This is a genomic window from Microbacterium testaceum (genome assembly GCF_006539145.1).
Classification (GTDB): Bacteria; Actinomycetota; Actinomycetes; order Actinomycetales; family Microbacteriaceae; genus Microbacterium; species Microbacterium testaceum.
Map to the genome: position 1 here is coordinate 22,550 of NZ_BJML01000008.1, position 16,559 is coordinate 39,108.

A 16,559-nucleotide genomic window follows, 5' to 3' on the forward strand; every position below is an offset into this window, starting at 1 on the left:
ACGGGGTCGAGGCGGGCGCGGCACGGTGCGCGAACTAGACTGACCGAGTGTCTGAAATCACTCCTGATCTCGTGCGCCATCTCGGTGTGCTCGCCCGGATCCAGTTGAGCGACGAGGAGGTCCAGAGCCTGACCGGCCAGCTGGATGCCATCGTCGACAACATTGCGAAGGTGTCCGAGGTGGCGACCCCCGAGGTCGTCGCGACGAGCCACCCGATCCCGCTCGAGAACGTCTTCCGCCCCGACGTCGTGCAGCAGCAGCTGACGCGCGAGCAGGTGCTGCGGAATGCCCCGGACCAGGCCGACGGCCGATTCCGCGTGACCGCGATCCTGGGAGAAGAGCAGTGACCGATCTCACCCGCCTGACCGCCGCCGAACTGGCTGCCAAGCTGTCGTCGTCCGAGGTCTCGAGCGTCGAGGCGACGCAGGCTCACCTGGATCGCATCGCCGCCGTGGACGGCGCCGTGCACGCGTTCCTGCACGTGAGCGACCACGCTCTCGAGGTCGCGGCCGATATCGACCGCCGTCGCGCTGCCGGCGAGCAGCTCCACGAGCTCGCGGGGGTCCCGCTGGCGATCAAGGACGTGCTCGTCACGACCGACATGCCCTCGACGAGTGGTTCCAAGATCCTCGAGGGCTACATGTCGCCCTACGACGCCACCGTCGTCGCGCGGTCTCGCGCCGCGGGTCTCGTGCCGCTCGGCAAGACCAACATGGACGAGTTCGCCATGGGCTCCTCGACCGAGTTCTCGGCGTACGGCGCCACGCACAACCCCTGGGACCTCGATCGCATCCCCGGCGGGTCCGGCGGAGGATCCGCCGCTGCCGTCGCCGCCTTCGAGGCGCCCCTCGCCCTCGGCTCCGACACCGGTGGCTCGATTCGCCAGCCCGCGCACGTCACCGGCACGGTGGGCGTGAAGCCCACGTACGGCGGGGTCAGCCGGTACGGCGCGATCGCTCTGGCATCCAGCCTCGATCAGGTCGGGCCGGTCACGCGCACCGTGCTCGACGCGGGGCTCTTGCACGACGTCATCGGAGGGCACGACGCGAACGATTCGACGTCGCTTTCGGACGCGTGGCCCTCGTTCGCCGCGGCCGCCCGCGAGGGAGCGACCGGTCAGGTGCTCACAGGCCTCAAGGTCGGCGTCATCCGCGAACTCGACGACCGCGGCTTCCAGAAAGGCGTGTCGGACTCGTTCCGCGCGTCGCTGGCGGCCATGGAGGCGCAGGGCGCCGAGATCGTCGAGATCAGCGCCCCGCACTTCGAGTACGGCGTCGCCGCGTACTACCTGATCCTGCCCGCCGAGGCCTCGAGCAACCTGGCGAAGTTCGACTCCGTGCGCTTCGGCATGCGGGTGACCCCGCAGGGAGCAGCCACGGTAGAGAACGTCATGGCCGCGACGCGTGACGCCGGCTTCGGCCCCGAGGTCAAGCGCCGCATCATCCTCGGCACGTACGCCCTGTCGGCGGGTTACTACGACGCCTACTACGGCAGCGCGCAGAAGGTGCGCACGCTCATCCAGCAGGATTTCGACACCGCCTTCGCGCAGGTCGACGTGATCGCGACCCCCTCGGCGCCGACCACGGCGTTCCGCCTGGGCGAGAAGATCGACGACCCGTTGCAGATGTACCTCAACGACGTGACGACGATCCCCGCGAACCTCGCGGGCGTTCCCGGCATCTCGGTTCCCAGCGGTCTCGCGGCCGAGGACGGCCTGCCCGTCGGCATCCAGTTCCTCGCTCCCGCTCGCGAAGACGCGCGTCTGTACCGCGTCGGCGCGGCTCTCGAGGCGCTGCTGGTCGACCAGTGGGGCGGACCTCTTCTCGACAAAGCCCCTTCCCTCACGAACGGAGCGTCGCTCTGATGGCGAAAGACGCACTCATGGACTTCGACGAGGCGCTCGAGCTGTTCGAGCCGGTCCTCGGCTTCGAGGTGCACGTCGAGCTGAACACGGCGACCAAGATGTTCTCGGCCGCGCCGAATCCGGCGAACGAAGCCCACCACGGCGCCGAGCCGAACACCCTTGTCGCGCCGGTGGACATGGGTCTTCCCGGCGCCCTGCCGGTGGTGAACGCCGAGGCGATCCGTTCGTCGATCAGCCTGGGCCTCGCCCTCGGCTGCTCCATCGCACCGTCGAGCCGGTTCGCGCGGAAGAACTACTTCTACCCCGACCTCGGCAAGAACTATCAGATCTCGCAGTACGACGAGCCGATCGCCTTCGAGGGCTCGGTCGAGGTCGAGCTCGAAGACGGCACGATCGTCACCGTGCCGATCGAGCGCGCGCACATGGAAGAAGACGCGGGCAAGCTCACCCACATGGGTGGCTCGACCGGTCGTATCCAGGGCGCCGAGTACTCGCTCGTCGACTACAACCGCGCCGGCGTCCCGCTCGTCGAGATCGTCACCAAGCCGATCTTCGGCGCCGAGCACTCGGCCCCGGCCCTGGCGAAGGCGTACGTCGCCACGATCCGCGACATCGTGCGCGGTCTCGGAATCTCCGAAGCCAAGCTCGAGCGCGGAAACCTCCGCTGCGACGCCAACGTGTCCCTGCGTCCCCGGGGCCAGGAGAAGCTCGGTACCCGCACCGAGACGAAGAACGTCAACTCGATGCGCTCGGTCGAGCGCGCCGTGAGGTACGAGATCCAGCGTCAGGCGGCGATCCTCGCCAAGGGCGGCACCATCACGCAAGAGACGCGTCACTGGCACGAGGACACCGGGCGTACCTCGCCCGGTCGCCCGAAGTCGGATGCCGACGACTACCGCTACTTCCCCGAGCCGGACCTGCTCCCGGTCGTGCCCGCTCCGGAACTGATCGAAGAGCTGCGCGCCGCCCTCCCCGAGCCCCCGGCCGCGCGTCGTCGGCGACTGAAGGCCGAGTGGGGCTTCACCGACCTCGAGTTCCAGGACGTCGCGAACGGTGGTCTGCTCGACGCGGTGGCCGACACCATCTCCGCGGGCGCTGCGCCCGCGTCGGCGCGCAAGTGGTGGACGGGGGAGATCACCCGCGTCGCCAACGCGCAGGAGCGAGACGCAGCCGACCTCGTGTCGCCCGAGAACGTCGCCGCGCTGCAGAGGTTGATCGACGCCGGAACCCTCACCGACAAACTCGCGCGTCAGGTGCTCGAGGGCGTCATCGCCGGCGAGGGCACCCCGCAAGAGGTGGTGGACGCGCGCGGTCTCGCCGTCGTCTCCGACGATGGAGCGCTCATCGCCGCGATCGACGAAGCGCTCGCGGCTCAGCCCGATGTGCTCGCCAAGATCCGCGACGGCAAGGTGCAGGCCGCCGGTGCCGTCATCGGCGCGGTCATGAAGGCGATGAAGGGCCAGGCCGACGCCGCGCGCGTGCGTGAGTTGGTCCTCGAGCGCGCCGCTCAGTAAGACACCGGATGCCACGACCGCGGCCGTCTCGTACGGCTCGGGGTCGTGGCATCCGTCATTCCGGGCTCCGACGCCCGCGCCGGGGCCGATGTCGGAGGTCCGAGGGAGAATGGATGCCATGGGACGAGGCGACGGATCGGGACGCATCGTCTCGCGCCCCGACGCCGACGACACGGGTACGGGCATCCTGCACGTCGATATGGACGCCTTCTTCGCGTCGGTCGCCGTGCTCGACGACCCCTCGCTCGCGGGCAAGCCCTTGATCATCGGCGGGTCCGAGGGGCGCGGTGTCGTCTCGAGCGCCTCGTACGAGGCGCGCCGCTACGGGGTGAGATCGGCCATGCCGGTCGCCATCGCCCTGCGCCTCTGCCCGACGGCGATCGTCGTGAACCCGCCGTACCACCGGTACACCGAGATGTCGCGTCAGGTCATGGCGATCTTCCACGACGTCACGCCGCTCGTCGAACCGCTGTCGATCGATGAGGCCTTCCTCGACGTCCGCGGCGCACGCCGGCTGTGGGGCAGTCCCGGCACGATCGCGCGCGACCTCCGCGCGCGAGTGAAGGCCGAGACGGGTCTCACCTGCAGCATCGGTGTCGCCGCCACCAAGCACGTCGCCAAGATGGCCTCGACGATCTCGAAGCCCGACGGTCTGCTCGTCGTGGCCGCCGCCGACACCGAGGCCTTCCTCCGCCCCCGATCGGTGCGGGCGCTGTGGGGCGTGGGGCCGAAGGCCGCCGAGGCGCTCGAATCGCGCGGCATCCGTCTCGTCTCCGACATCCTCGACACCCCGCGGCACGCGCTCGACCAGGTGCTCGGCGCGGCGATGGGGGAGCGCATCTGGCACCTCTCCCGCGGGATCGACGCGCGCGAGGTGCACACGGGGCGTTCCGAGAAGAGCATCGGACACGAAGAGACGTTCCACACCGACATCTCCGACACGCGCCTGCTGCACGTCGAGCTGCGACGACTGGCCGACCGCGTCGGAGCCCGCCTCCGCGGCCAGCAGTACGAGGCGTCGACGATCGCGATCAAGGTCCGCTTCTCCGACTTCACGACGCTGAGCCGGTCGCGCACGCTGAACGAACCGACTTCTGTCGGCCAACGCATCGGCGACGCCGCGATCGAGCTCTTCGACTCCCTCGACCGGCGACAGGCCGTGCGCCTGGTCGGTGTGCGAGGCGAGAAGTTGAAGCCCGCGGCGATGGCGGCGACGCTGTGGGACGACGACGCCGAGTGGCGCCGCGTCGAGGGCGCTCTCGACGGCGCCACCGCGCGCTTCGGCCGCGGAGCGGTGACGAGAGGATCGCTCCTGGGCCCGTCGCGCGGCGGGGGAGCCCTGCCGACGAACCCGCGACCGTCCTACGACCACTGAGGCGACACCGGGCGAGGTCCGTCGCCGCCGATGGCACGCGCGGACACCGGACGCAACGCCCCTGGGCTGCTCGCCGGCGGGCCGCTACGGTGGGCTCATGCCCAACATCGCATTGGAACTCGGCAAGCAGGCCACGAGCTTCGGCGTCACCTCCGCCTACGGCGAGCAGCAGGACGTCGACGGCGTGCGCATCGTCCCCGTCGCCCTCGTCTGGGCCGGCTATGGCGGGGGATCCGACGAGCAGGGGAACGGCGGTGGCGGCGGGGGCGGTTACACGCTTCCGCTCGGCGCCTACATCCGTCGCGGCGACGACCTGCGGTTCGACCCGAATCTCGTCTCGCTGCTCGCCGTCGGCATCCCGTTCGTGTGGGTGGCCGGCCGAGCCCTCAGCCGTGTCATCCGCGCTCTCAAGAAGTAGCGCAGACCCGGTCGACGACGCCCTCACGGCGGCGGTGGCTGCCGTGTCGGCACGCGTCGTCGCGGTGGGCGCCGCGAATCCCGTCGTCGTCCTCGACGGCCGCAGCGGCGCGGGGAAGAGCTCCCTGGCCCGGCGCCTCGTCGCGACGTGGCCGGGCCGCAGTCGCGTGCAGCTCGTTGCGCTCGACGATGTCTACCCGGGGTGGGATGGCCTGGCCGACGGCGTCGACTACGCCCGACGGACGATACTCTCGCCTCACGCGCGCGGTCTCGTCGGCGTCTGGGAGAGATGGGATTGGGAGACGGGTTCGCGCGCGGAGGCCTATGCCGTCGATCCCTCGCTGCCGCTGCTCGTGGAGGGCGCCGGCCTTCTGACTCCCGAGGTCGCTCGGGTCGCGGACGTGTCGGTGTGGGTGGATGCCCCGCTGTCGTCGCGGAAGACGCGTGCCCTCGGTCGCGACGGCGAGACCTACCGCCCTCACTGGGACCGGTGGGCCGCGCAAGAGGAGCACCACCTCGCCGCCCACGATCCCGCGCACCTCGCCGACCTCGTCGTCACCATCCCGTGACGATCGGTCACACGGCATGATCCGGCTGACCAGAACGAGGCGCGTGTGGCTTGCGTCGTTGGGCGTTGCCGTCGTGGTGGCATCGATCGCGTCTCGGGCGGTCGCAGAAGCACCCGCTCCGCTCGAGCGCGAGGGAGATCGGGCCGCGTCGGCCTACGCGGACGGGGAGGTCCTTGAACAGCTGCGACGCCTGGCTGCCGTCCCCGGTGCTCCCCCTGGCGACGTCGCCGCCTTTTTCGGCCGTCCCGCATCGCCCGGCGAGACACTCTTCCCCTTCGACCTGCGGCTGCTTTCGCAAAAAGGCGACGTCTTCGTGGCGGCCGCCTACCGCTTCGAACGAGACGCGAGCCTCCTCTGGCGGACAGGCGACTACTGGGGCCAGGCGTGCCGGCGGTACGTGGTCCAGCCCTCTCGCGTCACGAGTGAGCCCATCGAGTGTCCCCCGGAAGCACCGGAATGGCCGACGGGTCGGGGCGACTGACGAGAAGGGGCGTCAGGATCTGTCGAGAGCGGCCATGAGGCCGTCGAGGCGATATCCGATCCAGTCGTACACGCCGTATCGAGGATCCTCGGGGTCGTGATCGTCGTCGTTCCGGATGCCGAGACGCGTCGCCATGACCAGCCGGAGCGCCGACAGGGTTCGCATCCAGGCGAGCGCCTCCGTCTCGCCGAGGGCCACGGCGATCGTCGCGTCGGGGTCGCTGTCGGGGTCGAGATCGGCGCCGTCGAGCCCCAGCGTGTGCAGCACGGTCGCGACATCCTGAGACCGGCGCTCGAGGATGTCGGAACCGGTGAGGCGGCGGAACTCGCGGCTCGCGGCAGCGTCGTCGGGGTACGCGTCGGGGAGCAGACGCTCGATGGCGGGGTCGTTCTCGGAGTGCGAGTCCGCAAGCAGATCGCGGAACTGTCCGACGATGCCGGCGAGGTGAAGGGCCTCGAGTCCACTGATCTCGAGGACGACGATCCGCTCGCTCACGCGGGATCCTTCCGGACGGTGGCCCACAAACCGAAGTCGTGCATCGCCTGCACGTGTGCTTCCATGACCTCTCGGGGCCCGCGGGCGACGACGGCGTGACCGTCGTGGTGTACGGCGAGCATCAGTCTGTTCGCGGTGGAGGCGTCGTAGCCGAAGTAGGTGCGGAAGATGTGGGTGACGTAGCTCATGAGGTTGACGGGGTCGTTCCACACGACCGTCTGCCAGGACGACGGGGGTGCGGCGGACAGGTTCGTTTCGCGTTCGATGTCGAGATCGGGAGTGGCCAGGCCCGCCATCATGCCCACCCCAGCTCGTGCAGGCGCTCGTCGTCGATTCCGTAGAAGTGCGCGATCTCGTGGACCAGCGTGGTGTGGATCTCGTCCCTCAGCTCGGTCTCGTCGTCGCACGCGGCGAGGTGCGGTTCGCGATACAGGATGATGCGGTCGGGGAGTTCGCCGACCCCGTACCTCTCTCGCTCGGTGAGAGCCCAGCCGTCGTACAGGCCGAGCAGATCGAGCGAGCCGTCCTCCGGGCGGTCTTCGACGACGAACACCACGTTGTCGAGCCCGTCGACCATATCGTCGGGAAGCCGATCCAGCTCGTCGACCACGAGCCTCTCGAACGTCGTGGCGTCCATCTCGAGCGCCGGGCGCGCGTCGACGTCATCGTTCACGGCGGGCCTCCCGGGGGTCTCGAGCCGTCTGAGGGCGGCCGGCATCTTGCTCCGGCATCCCCTCGTCGATTCTATGGCTCGGGGGAGTGCCGGTCTCGAACGACGAAGGCCCGGCGAGCGTTGCTCTTCCGGGCCTTCGAGTAATGGGGTGGCTAACGGGACTTGAACCCGCGACCCCCGCGACCACAACGCGGTGCTCTACCGACTGAGCTATAGCCACCATGTGTCTGCCGAAGCAGACAACTGAACGATTATGTCATACGTCGAGCGCGAACGACGACACGGCCGACGCGGAGACTGCCTTGGCCTCTTCGCTCGTGGGGCCCGGCTGCGGCACGAACACCGCGGCGCGGTAGTAGGCGAGTTCGCGGATCGACTCGCGGATGTCTGCGAGGGCACGATGTCCGCCGTTCTTGGCCGGCGCCTGGAAGTACGCACGCGGATACCACCGGCGCGAAAGTTCTTTGATGCTCGAGACATCGACGTTGCGGTAATGCAGCCAGCGGTCGACCCGCGGCATGTACTTGGCCAGGAACATGCGGTCGGTGCCGATGGTGTTACCGGCGAGGGGTGCCTTGCCCTCGACGGGTGCGAACCGCTGGATGTATTCGAGCGTCTGGAACTCGGCATCCGCGAGACTCACGCCGTTGGGGATCTCGTCGAGCAGTCCCGACGAGCGGTGCATGTCGGTCACGAACTCGCCCATGTTGGCGAGAGCGGAATCGTCGGGCTTGATGACGATCTGAAAACCGGGATCGAGCACGTTGAGCTCGAAATCGGTGATGACGACAGCGATCTCGACCAGCTCGTCGACGCCGAGGTCGAGGCCCGTCATCTCGCAGTCGATCCAGACGAGCCGGTCGTTCTCGGAGGCGTTTACCATCCCCACATCCTAGTGAGGGGTCCCGACGCCGGCTCTGGTCCCCCAGACACGATTCGAACGTGTGACCGGCGGATTAGAAGGCCGCTGCTCTATCCACTGAGCTACTGGGGGTCGTCATCAGGATATCGCTCGACCGCCTTCCGCCGAGCCAGCCCCTGGCGCGGCCGGCCGGGCGGCGGTACATTTCGCGCAACGAGAGCAAAGGAGCACTCATGTCCGAGACGGTGACACGACGCATCTGGGTGGCGTACGGGCCCAATGGGGTGGTCGGGAAGATCCAGAAGGATGCCGACGGCTACCGCGTCCACATGGCGGGGAAGGACGAGCCGCTGGGCGTGTACCCCTCCATGGAGATCGCGAAGAACGCGGTGCACTCGCACCTGAAGCCCGGGAGTGAGCGGCCGGAGTTCCGCGAGCACTGAGGTCGGACGCTCGTCCGCGGTCAGGCGTTCACCACGTCGTGCCGACGACCAACGGGCTTCGGCGCGGCCAACAGCGGCAGAGCGAGGTGGACCAGGGGTCCGATCCCGACGGCGAACACCACGGTGCCGATTCCCACGGTTCCGCCGAGGAGCCATCCCAAGGCCAGGACGGACCCCTCGACCGAGAGCCGGCACGCCCAGATGGGCCAACCGAAGCGCGCGTTCATTCCCGTCATGAGGCCGTCGCGCGGTCCGGGGCCGAAGTGGGCTCCGATATAGAGACCGGATGCCACGGCCACCAGCATGACGCCTACGACGAGCATGACCGCCTGGAGCCAGAACACGTCGGGGTGAGGGAGGAACCCGAGGGCGAGCTGCAGGCTCGTGCCGACGAGCAGGATGTTGGCGACGGTTCCGACACCGGGCTTCTGTCGCAAGGGGATCCACAGGAGGAGGACACCCAGGCCGACGATGTTGGTGATCCAGCCGATGCCGATTCCTGAGACGCGCGACAGTCCCTGCGCGAAGACGGTCCAGGGGTCGACACCGAGACCGGCGGCGACGGTGACGGCACAGCCGAAGCCGTACAACACGAGTCCGACGAAGAGGCGCACGATCCGAGAAGGCATGGACCGATCCAATCATCCGATTGGCTTTCTGCAGTGATGCCAATTTGACTATTGTGGCCGCATGGACTCTCGCGTATCCGCTCGCACTCTTGCTTCGTCTCTCGGCGGCTGGCGCGGAAACGGCCCGGCCTATGAGGCTCTGGCAGATGCGGTCCGCCTGCTCTGTCTGGACAACCGGCTCGCTCCCGCCACCGCGCTTCCCGCCGAGCGTGAGCTCGCCGCAGCCCTCGGGGTGAGCCGGACGACGGTTGCGGCCGCGTACCGGAGCCTCCGGGACAGCGGACACATCGAGAGCCTCCGCGGCAGTGGCAGCGTGACATTGCCCCTGCGCCGCACCGATCCCGGTCGTCACGAGCTGGACGCCGAGACCATCGACCTGCAGCAGGCGAGCCCGGCGGCGTGGCCTGGCCTTCCGGGGGTCATTGCCGAGGTCGTCCAAGAAGCTCCCGCCCTCGTGGCGCGGATCGGCTACGACGTCGTCGGCGACCTCGGGCTGCGTACGGCGATCGCCGAGCACTATCGCGACCGGGGCTTCGCAACCTCTCCCGACCAGATCCTCGTCACCACGGGCGCCCAGAGCGCGATCCACCTGATCGCCTCGGTGCTCCTGCACCGGGCCGACCGGGTCATGATCGAGACGCCCACCTACCCGCACGCCGCGGACGCCTTCCGCCGCGTGGGCGCTCGCCTGGTGGGGGTGCCGGTCGACTCCGCTCACGGGTGGGACCTGGAACGAGCGGAGCAGACATTCGCGCGGACACTGCCCTCGTTGGCGTATCTCATGCCCGACTTCCACAACCCGACCGGCCGCACCATGGACACCACCGAGACCGAGGCATTCCTCCTCGGCGCGCAATCGGTCGGCACTCTGCTGGTGATCGATGAGACCACCGCCCAACTGGACATCGACCGCGCAGCGGGGCCTGCGCCCTTCATCGACGATGAGCGTGTCATCCGCGTCGGCTCCCTGGGCAAGACGGTGTGGGGCGGGTTGCGCGTCGGGTGGGTGCGGGCCGCGCCCGACATCGTCCGCAGATTGGCGAGCGGCCGTCCGGTGCACGACCTGGGCACCCCTGAGCTCGAGCAGGCCATCGCCGCTCGGCTCATTCCTCGTCTCGGCGAGATCGCCGCACAGCGAGGAACGCTCCTGCGCGAAGGTCGTGACTGTGTCGTGGAGGAGCTGCGCCGGGTGTTCCCCGAATGGGACATCCCGGAGGTTCACGGAGGTGTCTCCCTGTGGGTGAGCATCGGCGAGCCGCTGAGCACTCCTCTGGTCATGGCGGCGCGTGCGCGAGGATTGGCACTGTCGGCCGGTTCGCGATTCGCGGTCGAAGGCGGACACGACCGCCGGTTGCGGATGCCGTTCACGGCGTCGCCGGCGACACTGCGCCGAGCGGTCGGCATCCTTCGTGGAGCGTGGGACGACGTGCGAGGAGGAAGCGCGGTGCCTGCGCGGACCGACTTCGCGACGGTCGTGTGATGACCGGTGCAGCCCCGTGCGCGCCGCGGTGCCCTCCCCACCGGTCGGCGACTCACCGCAGGTAGCGCAGGCACTCGACGGCGTCGGCGGACGACCAGAACTCCCCCAGCCGTCGGAAACTGCCGGAGGCGGTGTGAAAGCGCTCGGCGGCGTAGCGCCAGCCGCCTTCGGCGGCGATCGCGCGGACGTGACCGACCACGATGCCGCGCGGGTCGGCGATGCGCCACAGGCCCGCGGCGACGTGCGTCGCCGCTCCCCACCCGGCCGGACGCGGGGCCGGAGCGAGGTCGTTCCACAGTGCGGTGCTCATGCGATGACGGTAGAACCAACCTCCGACATCGACCGGGTGCCGCGACCCGACGATTCCTCCCCAGCCGGGCGACGTCGCAATCCCTCCCCAGAAGAGCGGATACGACGATTCCCGGACGGGCGGAGGAGGTCATTCTGGGTGTGGCTCCGGCATCCGTCGGGCACACGGATGCCGGAGCGCACACCACGTCGAGAGGAAGCACGGACATGAGCGATCACATCACCCTGGTGGGGAACATCGTCGGCGAGCTGGAACAGCGTTCGACACGCGGGGGAGGGCCCATCGCGGCCTTCCGCATCGCAGTGGGCGAGCGCAGGCTCGACCGCGAGCGCGGAGAGTGGGTGGACGGTCATACCAACTACTACAACGTCTCCGCCTTCGGCGACCTCGGCGCTCACGCCCTGCATTCGCTTCGAAAGGGACAGCGGGTCGTCCTCGCCGGCCGCTTGCGCCTGCGCGAGTGGGAGAACGAGGCCAAGCGCGGGGTCAGCGCCGATGTCGTGGCCGATGCCATCGGACACGACCTGCGGTGGGGCACCACGCGGTTCGAGAAGGCGGCCAGGTCATCGGACTCCTCCGCCGCCGCGAACGGCCAGGACGCGGACGAGCCCACCGACGAGGCGTGGGCCCTCCCCGGCGGCGGCGACGAGGGCGCGGGCGGCGCCGAGACGGTCGGCGCGGAAGCCGGCGCAGGCGGGGGTGCCCCGCTGTCGGTCGCGGGGGAGAGCCGTCCGTTCTGAGGCGGTCGTCGAGGCGGCGCGGGGGTCGAGTCGGCGCGCGTCCGCGTGCGGCGGACAGGGGCGACGCGGGAGGGTCCGTAGACTCGTTCGCGTGTCTCGCCTCCTCGGTCGTCCCCTCGCCGCCCTGACCCTCGTCGCGGCGCTGGGCCTCGCCGGGTGCACCGGCCCGTCGCCCACCCCCGCGCCCGTCGAGACGACGGAGCCGTCAGCGTCAGCGACCGACACTCCGTCGTCGGCGCCGACGACCCCCGCGGCGCCGGCGCTGATCCCGGGAGGGTCGGCCGCCGAGAACCTGCCGTTCTTCACCACGGTCGTCGACGGAGTCTGGTCGGGACCGAACCAGGTCGCCGGGCGTGCCTACATCGACGCCCTGGCGGCGGCGGGCTTCGACAAGGCCGCGATGCAGGTGACCGCCGATCAGACCACCGTCGACAACCCGGCGGAGAGCATCGAGTTCTCCGTCCGCATCGGCGATCAATGCCTCGTCGGCCAGGTCGGTCCCTCCATCGGCAATCCCGTCACCGCGGTGCTGCCGGGTCTGTCGTCCGGAGGGTGCCTGATCGGTCAGACCCGAGCGATCGACTGGTGAACCCGCGCCGACGTCTCGTCGGCGGACCGCTCCACCGCCCCTAGACTGGACGGGTTATGGCGGAATACATCTACTCCATGGTCCGCGCCCGAAAGTCTGTGGGCGACAAGCTGATTCTCGACGACGTCACCATGTCGTTCCTGCCCGGTGCCAAGATCGGCATGGTCGGGCCGAACGGTGCGGGTAAGTCGACGATCCTGAAGATCATGGCCGGGCTCGACGTCCCGTCCAACGGCGAGGCGCGGCTGAGCCCGGGCTTCACCGTCGGCATCCTCATGCAGGAACCCGAGCTCGACGACACCAAGACCGTGCTGGAGAACATCCAGGACGGCGTGGCGATCAAGCCCAAGCTCGACCGCTTCAACGAGATCTCCGCCCTGATGGCCGATCCCGACGCCGACTTCGACGCGCTCCTGGCCGAGATGGGAACGCTGCAGGAAGAGATCGACGCGGCCGACGGCTGGGACCTCGACTCGCAGCTCGCTCAGGCGATGGACGCCCTGCGCACCCCGCCCGCCGACGCCTCGGTCGTCCCGCTCTCCGGCGGTGAGCGTCGTCGCGTCGCACTGGCGAAGCTGCTGCTGCAGAAGCCCGATCTGCTGCTCCTCGACGAGCCCACCAACCACCTCGACGCCGAGAGCGTGCTCTGGCTCGAGCAGCACCTGAAGGCCTATAAGGGCGCCGTCATCGCGATCACCCACGACCGGTACTTCCTCGACAACGTCGCGGAGTGGATCGCCGAGGTCGACCGCGGTCACCTGTATCCCTACGAGGGCAACTACTCGACCTACCTCGAGAAGAAGGGCCAGCGTCTCGACGTCCAAGGCAAGAAGGACGCGAAGCTCGCCAAGCGCCTCAAGGAAGAGCTCGAGTGGGTCCGCTCGAATGCGAAGGGCCGCCAGGTCAAGTCGAAGGCGCGCCTCGCCCGCTACGAAGAGATGGCCGCCGAGGCCGAGCGCACGCGCAAGTTGGACTTCGACGAGATCCAGATCCCCGCGGGCCCCCGCCTGGGCAGCATCGTGATCGACGCGAAGAAGCTCGAGAAGAGCTTCGGCGACCGCTCGCTCATCAGCAACCTGAGCTTCAACCTGCCTCCCAACGGTATCGTCGGCGTCATCGGCCCCAACGGTGTGGGTAAGACCACGCTCTTCAAGACCATCGTCGGCCTCGAGCCGCTCGACGGTGGTTCGCTCAAGATCGGCGAGACCGTCAAGATCAGCTACGTCGACCAGTCCCGCGCCAACATCGACCCCGAGAAGACGCTGTGGGAGGTCGTGTCGGACGGTCTCGACATCATCACCGTCGGCAAGACCGAGATCCCCTCGCGTGCGTACGTGTCGAAGTTCGGTTTCAAGGGCCCCGACCAGCAGAAGAAGGCGGGCGTGCTCTCCGGCGGTGAGCGTAACCGCCTCAACCTGGCCCTGACGCTCAAAGAGGGCGGCAACCTGCTGCTCCTCGACGAGCCGACGAACGACCTCGACGTCGAGACGCTGAGCTCGCTCGAGAACGCGCTGCTCGAGTTCCCCGGTTGCGCCGTGGTGATCACTCACGACCGGTGGTTCCTCGACCGCATCGCGACGCACATCCTCGCCTACGAGGGCACGGACGAGCATCCCGACCAGTGGCACTGGTTCGAGGGCAACTTCGAAGCCTACGAGGCGAACAAGATCGAGCGCCTCGGCGCCGATGCCGCCAACCCGTCGCGGTCGTCCTACCGCAAGCTCACGCGTGACTGAGAACTCCGCCGCGAGCACCCCCCGCGAGGGCCCGGCATCCGCCGGTCCCTCGCGGGTCCACGTGCCGATCCACCTCCGGTGGGGCGATCTCGACGCACTCGGGCACGTCAACAACACGTCGATGCTGAAGCTCCTCGAAGAGGCTCGTCTGCGCGCGTTCTGGTTCAGCGACGGCGAGGGAGAACCGCTCCCGACAGCGGTCTTCGACATGGACGTGCTCGACAGCGGGGGCGACCGTGCCACGCTCATCGCGCGGCAGGAGATCGAGTACCTGCGTCCGGTTCCCTACACCCAGCGTCCCCTCGACGTGCGGATGTGGATCGGAGCCATGGGCGGATCCAGCGCCGACATCTGTTACGAGGTCTACTCTCCCGTCGGAGACGCCGAGCCCGTCCTGTATGCGCGCGCGACCGCGGTCACCGTGCTCGTCGACACGGCGACCGGGCGGCCGACGCGATGGACCGAGGCGGAGCGCACCGCGTGGGCCCCGTACATCGGCGACCCGATCGAGTACCGCCGCCGTTCGTCGCGCGGCTGACACGTGGCGCCGGCTCCGCTCCGCGATCTGCACACCGCCCGCAACACGACCCGGTGCCGTCCCACCGATCGCCGACCCCGGACCGTGCCGGCACCCTCGAGCAGAAGCGCCGGGACAGCGGCATCCCGGATCAGTTGCGAGGGACGCGCACCATGACCTCCTGCGCGACGCTGGCGAGGAGGGCGCCGTCGCGAGCGTAGATCCGGCCCGTGGCGAGACCGCGGCCGCCGCGCGCGTTGGGCGACTCCTGCACGTACAGGAGCCAGTCGTCGACACGGCCGGGACGATGCCACCACATGGCGTGGTCGAGGCTGGCGACCTTGAGCCCGGCGGCGTTCCACGCGACGCCGTGCGCGCGCATGATCGACTCCTGGATCGTGAGGTCGCTGAGGTAGGCGAGGGCGGCGCGGTGCACCGCCGGGTCGTCGGTGATCGGGCGACGCAGTCGCATCCACACGGCCTGACGTGGAACGTGCGGACCCTCGACCGAGGCGTACAGGGGCGAGGTCACGTGGCGGACGTCGACCGGGCTCTCGGAGAAGATCCGCCGACTGATCGGATGCAGCGCTTCGACGTCGAGCACGGGGGCGTCCTCGGGCTGCGGGATGCCGTCGGGCATCGGTTCGAAGTGCTCGAGACCCGGGTCCTCGTCCTGGAACGACGCGATCATCGAGAAGATCGGCACGCCGGACTGGAACGCTTGCGTGCGGCGGGTCGAGAACGACCGGCCGTCGTGGATGCGATCGACCGAGAAGGTGATGCCGTCGGCCGGATCGCCGGGGCGCAGAAAGTACCCGTGCATCGAGTGCACGGAGCGCTCGGGCGGGAGGGTGCGCGAAGCTGCCACGATGGTCTGAGCAAGCACCTGGCCGCCGTAGACGCGGCCGGTCGGCATAGGCTGCGACACCCCCGTGAAGATGTCCTCGGTCGTGCGCGCTCCAGCGTCGCGCAGATCGAGCACGGAGAGCAGGGACGCCACGGGATCGATGGCTTCGGACACACGGACTCCCGTTCCGGCACGACGAACCCGCACCGCTTGATAGTTTAGGGCGGGTGTCCGCGCGCCTGTTGTTTCCCGACCCGCAGGCGGCAGCCGACCTGCTCACTTTCGCCGCCCGAACGATCCGCCTCGGCGACGGCACCGTGCGACTGCGCGCGGACGGGGGAGTGCTCGTCGCGACCGCGGCCCCGCTCGCTCCGCGCGGGTTGCTCGACGCGACCCCGACGGTCCTGGGGCTGCGGGTGTCGGCGATCGACCCCGACCTCGAGTGCGATCTGGTCGTCGATGCTTCTGCGCTCCTTCCCGCTCCCGACGACGCGTCCGCTGTCGCGCTCCCCGCCACGGCGACGTCTCCCGCCTGGGCGGGCATCTCACCCCCGCGCGGGGGATGGGAGCAGACGGATGCCATCGACGCGGCCGTCCTGGCCTCTCGAGCCCAGTACGGGGTCGCCGCGGTCGCCGACGCTCTTCCCGCCGACGCGGGCGAGGACGTCGTGCGGCTCGTCCGCGCGCAGGTGTGGGGCCAGCCCGACGACGCCTTGGGTGGTCTGCCGCTCGGAACCGCCTTCGCGGCTTTCGCCCTCGGCTTCATCGCCGGGTCGGAGATTGCACCTGTGCGCAGGAGCGGCGCGTGGACACGCGTGAGCCTCGCGCGCGGCCACGTGCTCGTCCGAGGGCCGGTGCGCTCGGGGCTCACCGCCGTGCGCACCACCGGGAGCTGATCCAGCAAGCGCACAGGTGGCCTCTTTACGCTGAAGGCAGCAAGGGGAGTACTCCCGACGCGGCATATCCGTCATCACGAGTCCACGGTTGGACTCCGGGTACGTCGGCCCGAAGGGGCGGA

20 protein-coding genes and 2 tRNA genes are annotated in these 16,559 nt (G+C 69.3%); 13 read left to right on the top strand and 9 right to left on the bottom strand.

The features are described 5' to 3' along the window. Positions 1-47: 47 nt before the first annotated feature. From gatC to MTE01_RS12040, 6 genes are all read left to right on the top strand, one after another. Positions 48-347, top strand: a complete 300-nt coding sequence (gene gatC, locus MTE01_RS12020) for an Asp-tRNA(Asn)/Glu-tRNA(Gln) amidotransferase subunit GatC (protein ID WP_116239896.1) — start codon at positions 48-50, stop codon at positions 345-347. Beyond that, complete coding sequence (gene gatA, locus MTE01_RS12025; protein WP_141377739.1) at positions 344-1,864, top strand: Asp-tRNA(Asn)/Glu-tRNA(Gln) amidotransferase subunit GatA; 1,521 nt, start codon at positions 344-346, stop codon at positions 1,862-1,864. The genes gatC and gatA overlap by 4 nt, the downstream gene beginning before the upstream one ends. Further along, entirely contained in the window at positions 1,864-3,378 is a 1,515-nt protein-coding gene (gene gatB / locus MTE01_RS12030; protein ID WP_141377741.1) for an Asp-tRNA(Asn)/Glu-tRNA(Gln) amidotransferase subunit GatB, read from the top strand. The genes gatA and gatB overlap by 1 nt, the downstream gene beginning before the upstream one ends. A gap of 118 nt (positions 3,379-3,496) precedes the next feature. After that, positions 3,497-4,753, top strand: coding sequence for a DNA polymerase IV (locus MTE01_RS12035; RefSeq protein WP_141377743.1), 1,257 nt, complete (start codon positions 3,497-3,499; stop codon positions 4,751-4,753). Between the two features lie 97 nt (positions 4,754-4,850). Then, positions 4,851-5,171: a hypothetical protein gene (locus MTE01_RS17375; RefSeq protein ID WP_246078284.1), complete on the top strand. Its 321-nt coding sequence runs from the start codon at positions 4,851-4,853 to the stop codon at positions 5,169-5,171. After that, the gene (locus tag MTE01_RS12040) at positions 5,146-5,739 is read left to right on the top strand and encodes a nucleoside/nucleotide kinase family protein (RefSeq protein WP_246078287.1); all 594 of its coding nucleotides are present in this window, start codon (positions 5,146-5,148) and stop codon (positions 5,737-5,739) included. Before MTE01_RS17375 ends, MTE01_RS12040 begins: the two co-directional genes overlap by 26 nt. Before the next feature lie 493 nt (positions 5,740-6,232). On the opposite strand, the gene MTE01_RS12045 is transcribed toward MTE01_RS12040, so the two are convergent. The 6 genes from MTE01_RS12045 to MTE01_RS12070 form a co-directional block, all read right to left on the bottom strand. Then, entirely contained in the window at positions 6,233-6,715 is a 483-nt protein-coding gene (locus tag MTE01_RS12045; RefSeq protein WP_246078289.1) for a DUF2017 family protein, read from the bottom strand. Beyond that, positions 6,712-7,011: an ATP-dependent Clp protease adapter ClpS gene (clpS, locus tag MTE01_RS12050; protein ID WP_371861623.1), complete on the bottom strand. Its 300-nt coding sequence runs from the start codon at positions 7,009-7,011 to the stop codon at positions 6,712-6,714. The genes MTE01_RS12045 and clpS overlap by 4 nt, the downstream gene beginning before the upstream one ends. Then, positions 7,011-7,352 carry a metallopeptidase family protein gene (locus MTE01_RS12055; protein ID WP_103209934.1) on the bottom strand — a complete coding sequence of 114 codons (342 nt, stop codon included), beginning with the start codon at positions 7,350-7,352 and terminating at the stop codon, positions 7,011-7,013. The genes clpS and MTE01_RS12055 overlap by 1 nt, the downstream gene beginning before the upstream one ends. A gap of 180 nt (positions 7,353-7,532) precedes the next feature. Beyond that, positions 7,533-7,608 (bottom strand) — tRNA-His (locus MTE01_RS12060). Between the two features lie 36 nt (positions 7,609-7,644). Next, positions 7,645-8,271, bottom strand: a complete 627-nt coding sequence (orn, locus tag MTE01_RS12065; RefSeq protein ID WP_103209021.1) for an oligoribonuclease — start codon at positions 8,269-8,271, stop codon at positions 7,645-7,647. 35 nt (positions 8,272-8,306) lie between these two features. Beyond that, a tRNA-Arg gene (locus tag MTE01_RS12070) sits at positions 8,307-8,382 on the bottom strand. A 101-nt stretch (positions 8,383-8,483) separates the two neighbouring features. On the opposite strand from MTE01_RS12070, the gene MTE01_RS12075 reads away from it, so the two are divergent. Next, positions 8,484-8,693 carry a methyltransferase gene (locus MTE01_RS12075; protein WP_103209024.1) on the top strand — a complete coding sequence of 70 codons (210 nt, stop codon included), beginning with the start codon at positions 8,484-8,486 and terminating at the stop codon, positions 8,691-8,693. Between the two features lie 20 nt (positions 8,694-8,713). Here MTE01_RS12075 and yczE read toward each other — a convergent pair whose 3' ends face one another. Next, positions 8,714-9,322: a membrane protein YczE gene (gene yczE / locus MTE01_RS12080; protein WP_141377745.1), complete on the bottom strand. Its 609-nt coding sequence runs from the start codon at positions 9,320-9,322 to the stop codon at positions 8,714-8,716. Positions 9,323-9,383: 61 nt separating this feature from the next. On the opposite strand from yczE, the gene yczR reads away from it, so the two are divergent. Further along, positions 9,384-10,802: a MocR-like transcription factor YczR gene (yczR, locus tag MTE01_RS12085; RefSeq protein ID WP_141377747.1), complete on the top strand. Its 1,419-nt coding sequence runs from the start codon at positions 9,384-9,386 to the stop codon at positions 10,800-10,802. Positions 10,803-10,854: 52 nt separating this feature from the next. Here yczR and MTE01_RS12090 read toward each other — a convergent pair whose 3' ends face one another. Further along, positions 10,855-11,112: a hypothetical protein gene (locus MTE01_RS12090; RefSeq protein ID WP_103209032.1), complete on the bottom strand. Its 258-nt coding sequence runs from the start codon at positions 11,110-11,112 to the stop codon at positions 10,855-10,857. Between the two features lie 206 nt (positions 11,113-11,318). Between MTE01_RS12090 and MTE01_RS12095 the strand changes: the two genes are divergently transcribed. From MTE01_RS12095 to MTE01_RS12110, 4 genes are all read left to right on the top strand, one after another. Continuing rightward, positions 11,319-11,852 carry a single-stranded DNA-binding protein gene (locus MTE01_RS12095; protein ID WP_141377750.1) on the top strand — a complete coding sequence of 178 codons (534 nt, stop codon included), beginning with the start codon at positions 11,319-11,321 and terminating at the stop codon, positions 11,850-11,852. A 91-nt stretch (positions 11,853-11,943) separates the two neighbouring features. Beyond that, positions 11,944-12,441, top strand: a complete 498-nt coding sequence (locus tag MTE01_RS17105) for a DUF6993 domain-containing protein (RefSeq protein WP_170210692.1) — start codon at positions 11,944-11,946, stop codon at positions 12,439-12,441. Between the two features lie 56 nt (positions 12,442-12,497). Next, on the top strand, positions 12,498-14,177 hold the full coding sequence (gene ettA / locus MTE01_RS12105) for an energy-dependent translational throttle protein EttA (protein ID WP_103209039.1): 1,680 nt from the start codon (positions 12,498-12,500) through the stop codon (positions 14,175-14,177). Further along, on the top strand, positions 14,170-14,715 hold the full coding sequence (locus MTE01_RS12110) for an acyl-CoA thioesterase (RefSeq protein ID WP_116239886.1): 546 nt from the start codon (positions 14,170-14,172) through the stop codon (positions 14,713-14,715). The genes ettA and MTE01_RS12110 overlap by 8 nt, the downstream gene beginning before the upstream one ends. A gap of 130 nt (positions 14,716-14,845) precedes the next feature. Here the strand turns inward: MTE01_RS12110 and MTE01_RS12115 are convergent, their stop codons facing one another. Next, on the bottom strand, positions 14,846-15,715 hold the full coding sequence (locus tag MTE01_RS12115) for an acyl-CoA thioesterase (protein WP_174799690.1): 870 nt from the start codon (positions 15,713-15,715) through the stop codon (positions 14,846-14,848). A 53-nt stretch (positions 15,716-15,768) separates the two neighbouring features. On the opposite strand from MTE01_RS12115, the gene MTE01_RS12120 reads away from it, so the two are divergent. Then, complete coding sequence (locus MTE01_RS12120) at positions 15,769-16,437, top strand: DUF8185 domain-containing protein (RefSeq protein ID WP_103209045.1); 669 nt, start codon at positions 15,769-15,771, stop codon at positions 16,435-16,437. Positions 16,438-16,559 lie beyond the last annotated feature (122 nt).

What these genes read in the sequence shown, in the direction of transcription:
- gatB (WP_141377741.1), top strand. Translation starts at nt 1,864, where the DNA reads ATGGCGAAAGACGCACTCATGGACTTCGACGAGGCGCTCGAGCTGTTC.
- MTE01_RS12035 (WP_141377743.1), top strand. Translation starts at nt 3,497, where the DNA reads ATGGGACGAGGCGACGGATCGGGACGCATCGTCTCGCGCCCCGACGCC.
- MTE01_RS17375 (WP_246078284.1), top strand. Translation starts at nt 4,851, where the DNA reads ATGCCCAACATCGCATTGGAACTCGGCAAGCAGGCCACGAGCTTCGGC.
- clpS (WP_371861623.1), bottom strand. Translation starts at nt 7,011, where the DNA reads ATGGCGGGCCTGGCCACTCCCGATCTCGACATCGAACGCGAAACGAAC.
- MTE01_RS12055 (WP_103209934.1), bottom strand. Translation starts at nt 7,352, where the DNA reads ATGGACGCCACGACGTTCGAGAGGCTCGTGGTCGACGAGCTGGATCGG.
- orn (WP_103209021.1), bottom strand. Translation starts at nt 8,271, where the DNA reads ATGGTAAACGCCTCCGAGAACGACCGGCTCGTCTGGATCGACTGCGAG.
- MTE01_RS12075 (WP_103209024.1), top strand. Translation starts at nt 8,484, where the DNA reads ATGTCCGAGACGGTGACACGACGCATCTGGGTGGCGTACGGGCCCAAT.
- yczE (WP_141377745.1), bottom strand. Translation starts at nt 9,322, where the DNA reads ATGCCTTCTCGGATCGTGCGCCTCTTCGTCGGACTCGTGTTGTACGGC.
- yczR (WP_141377747.1), top strand. Translation starts at nt 9,384, where the DNA reads ATGGACTCTCGCGTATCCGCTCGCACTCTTGCTTCGTCTCTCGGCGGC.
- MTE01_RS12090 (WP_103209032.1), bottom strand. Translation starts at nt 11,112, where the DNA reads ATGAGCACCGCACTGTGGAACGACCTCGCTCCGGCCCCGCGTCCGGCC.
- MTE01_RS12095 (WP_141377750.1), top strand. Translation starts at nt 11,319, where the DNA reads ATGAGCGATCACATCACCCTGGTGGGGAACATCGTCGGCGAGCTGGAA.
- ettA (WP_103209039.1), top strand. Translation starts at nt 12,498, where the DNA reads ATGGCGGAATACATCTACTCCATGGTCCGCGCCCGAAAGTCTGTGGGC.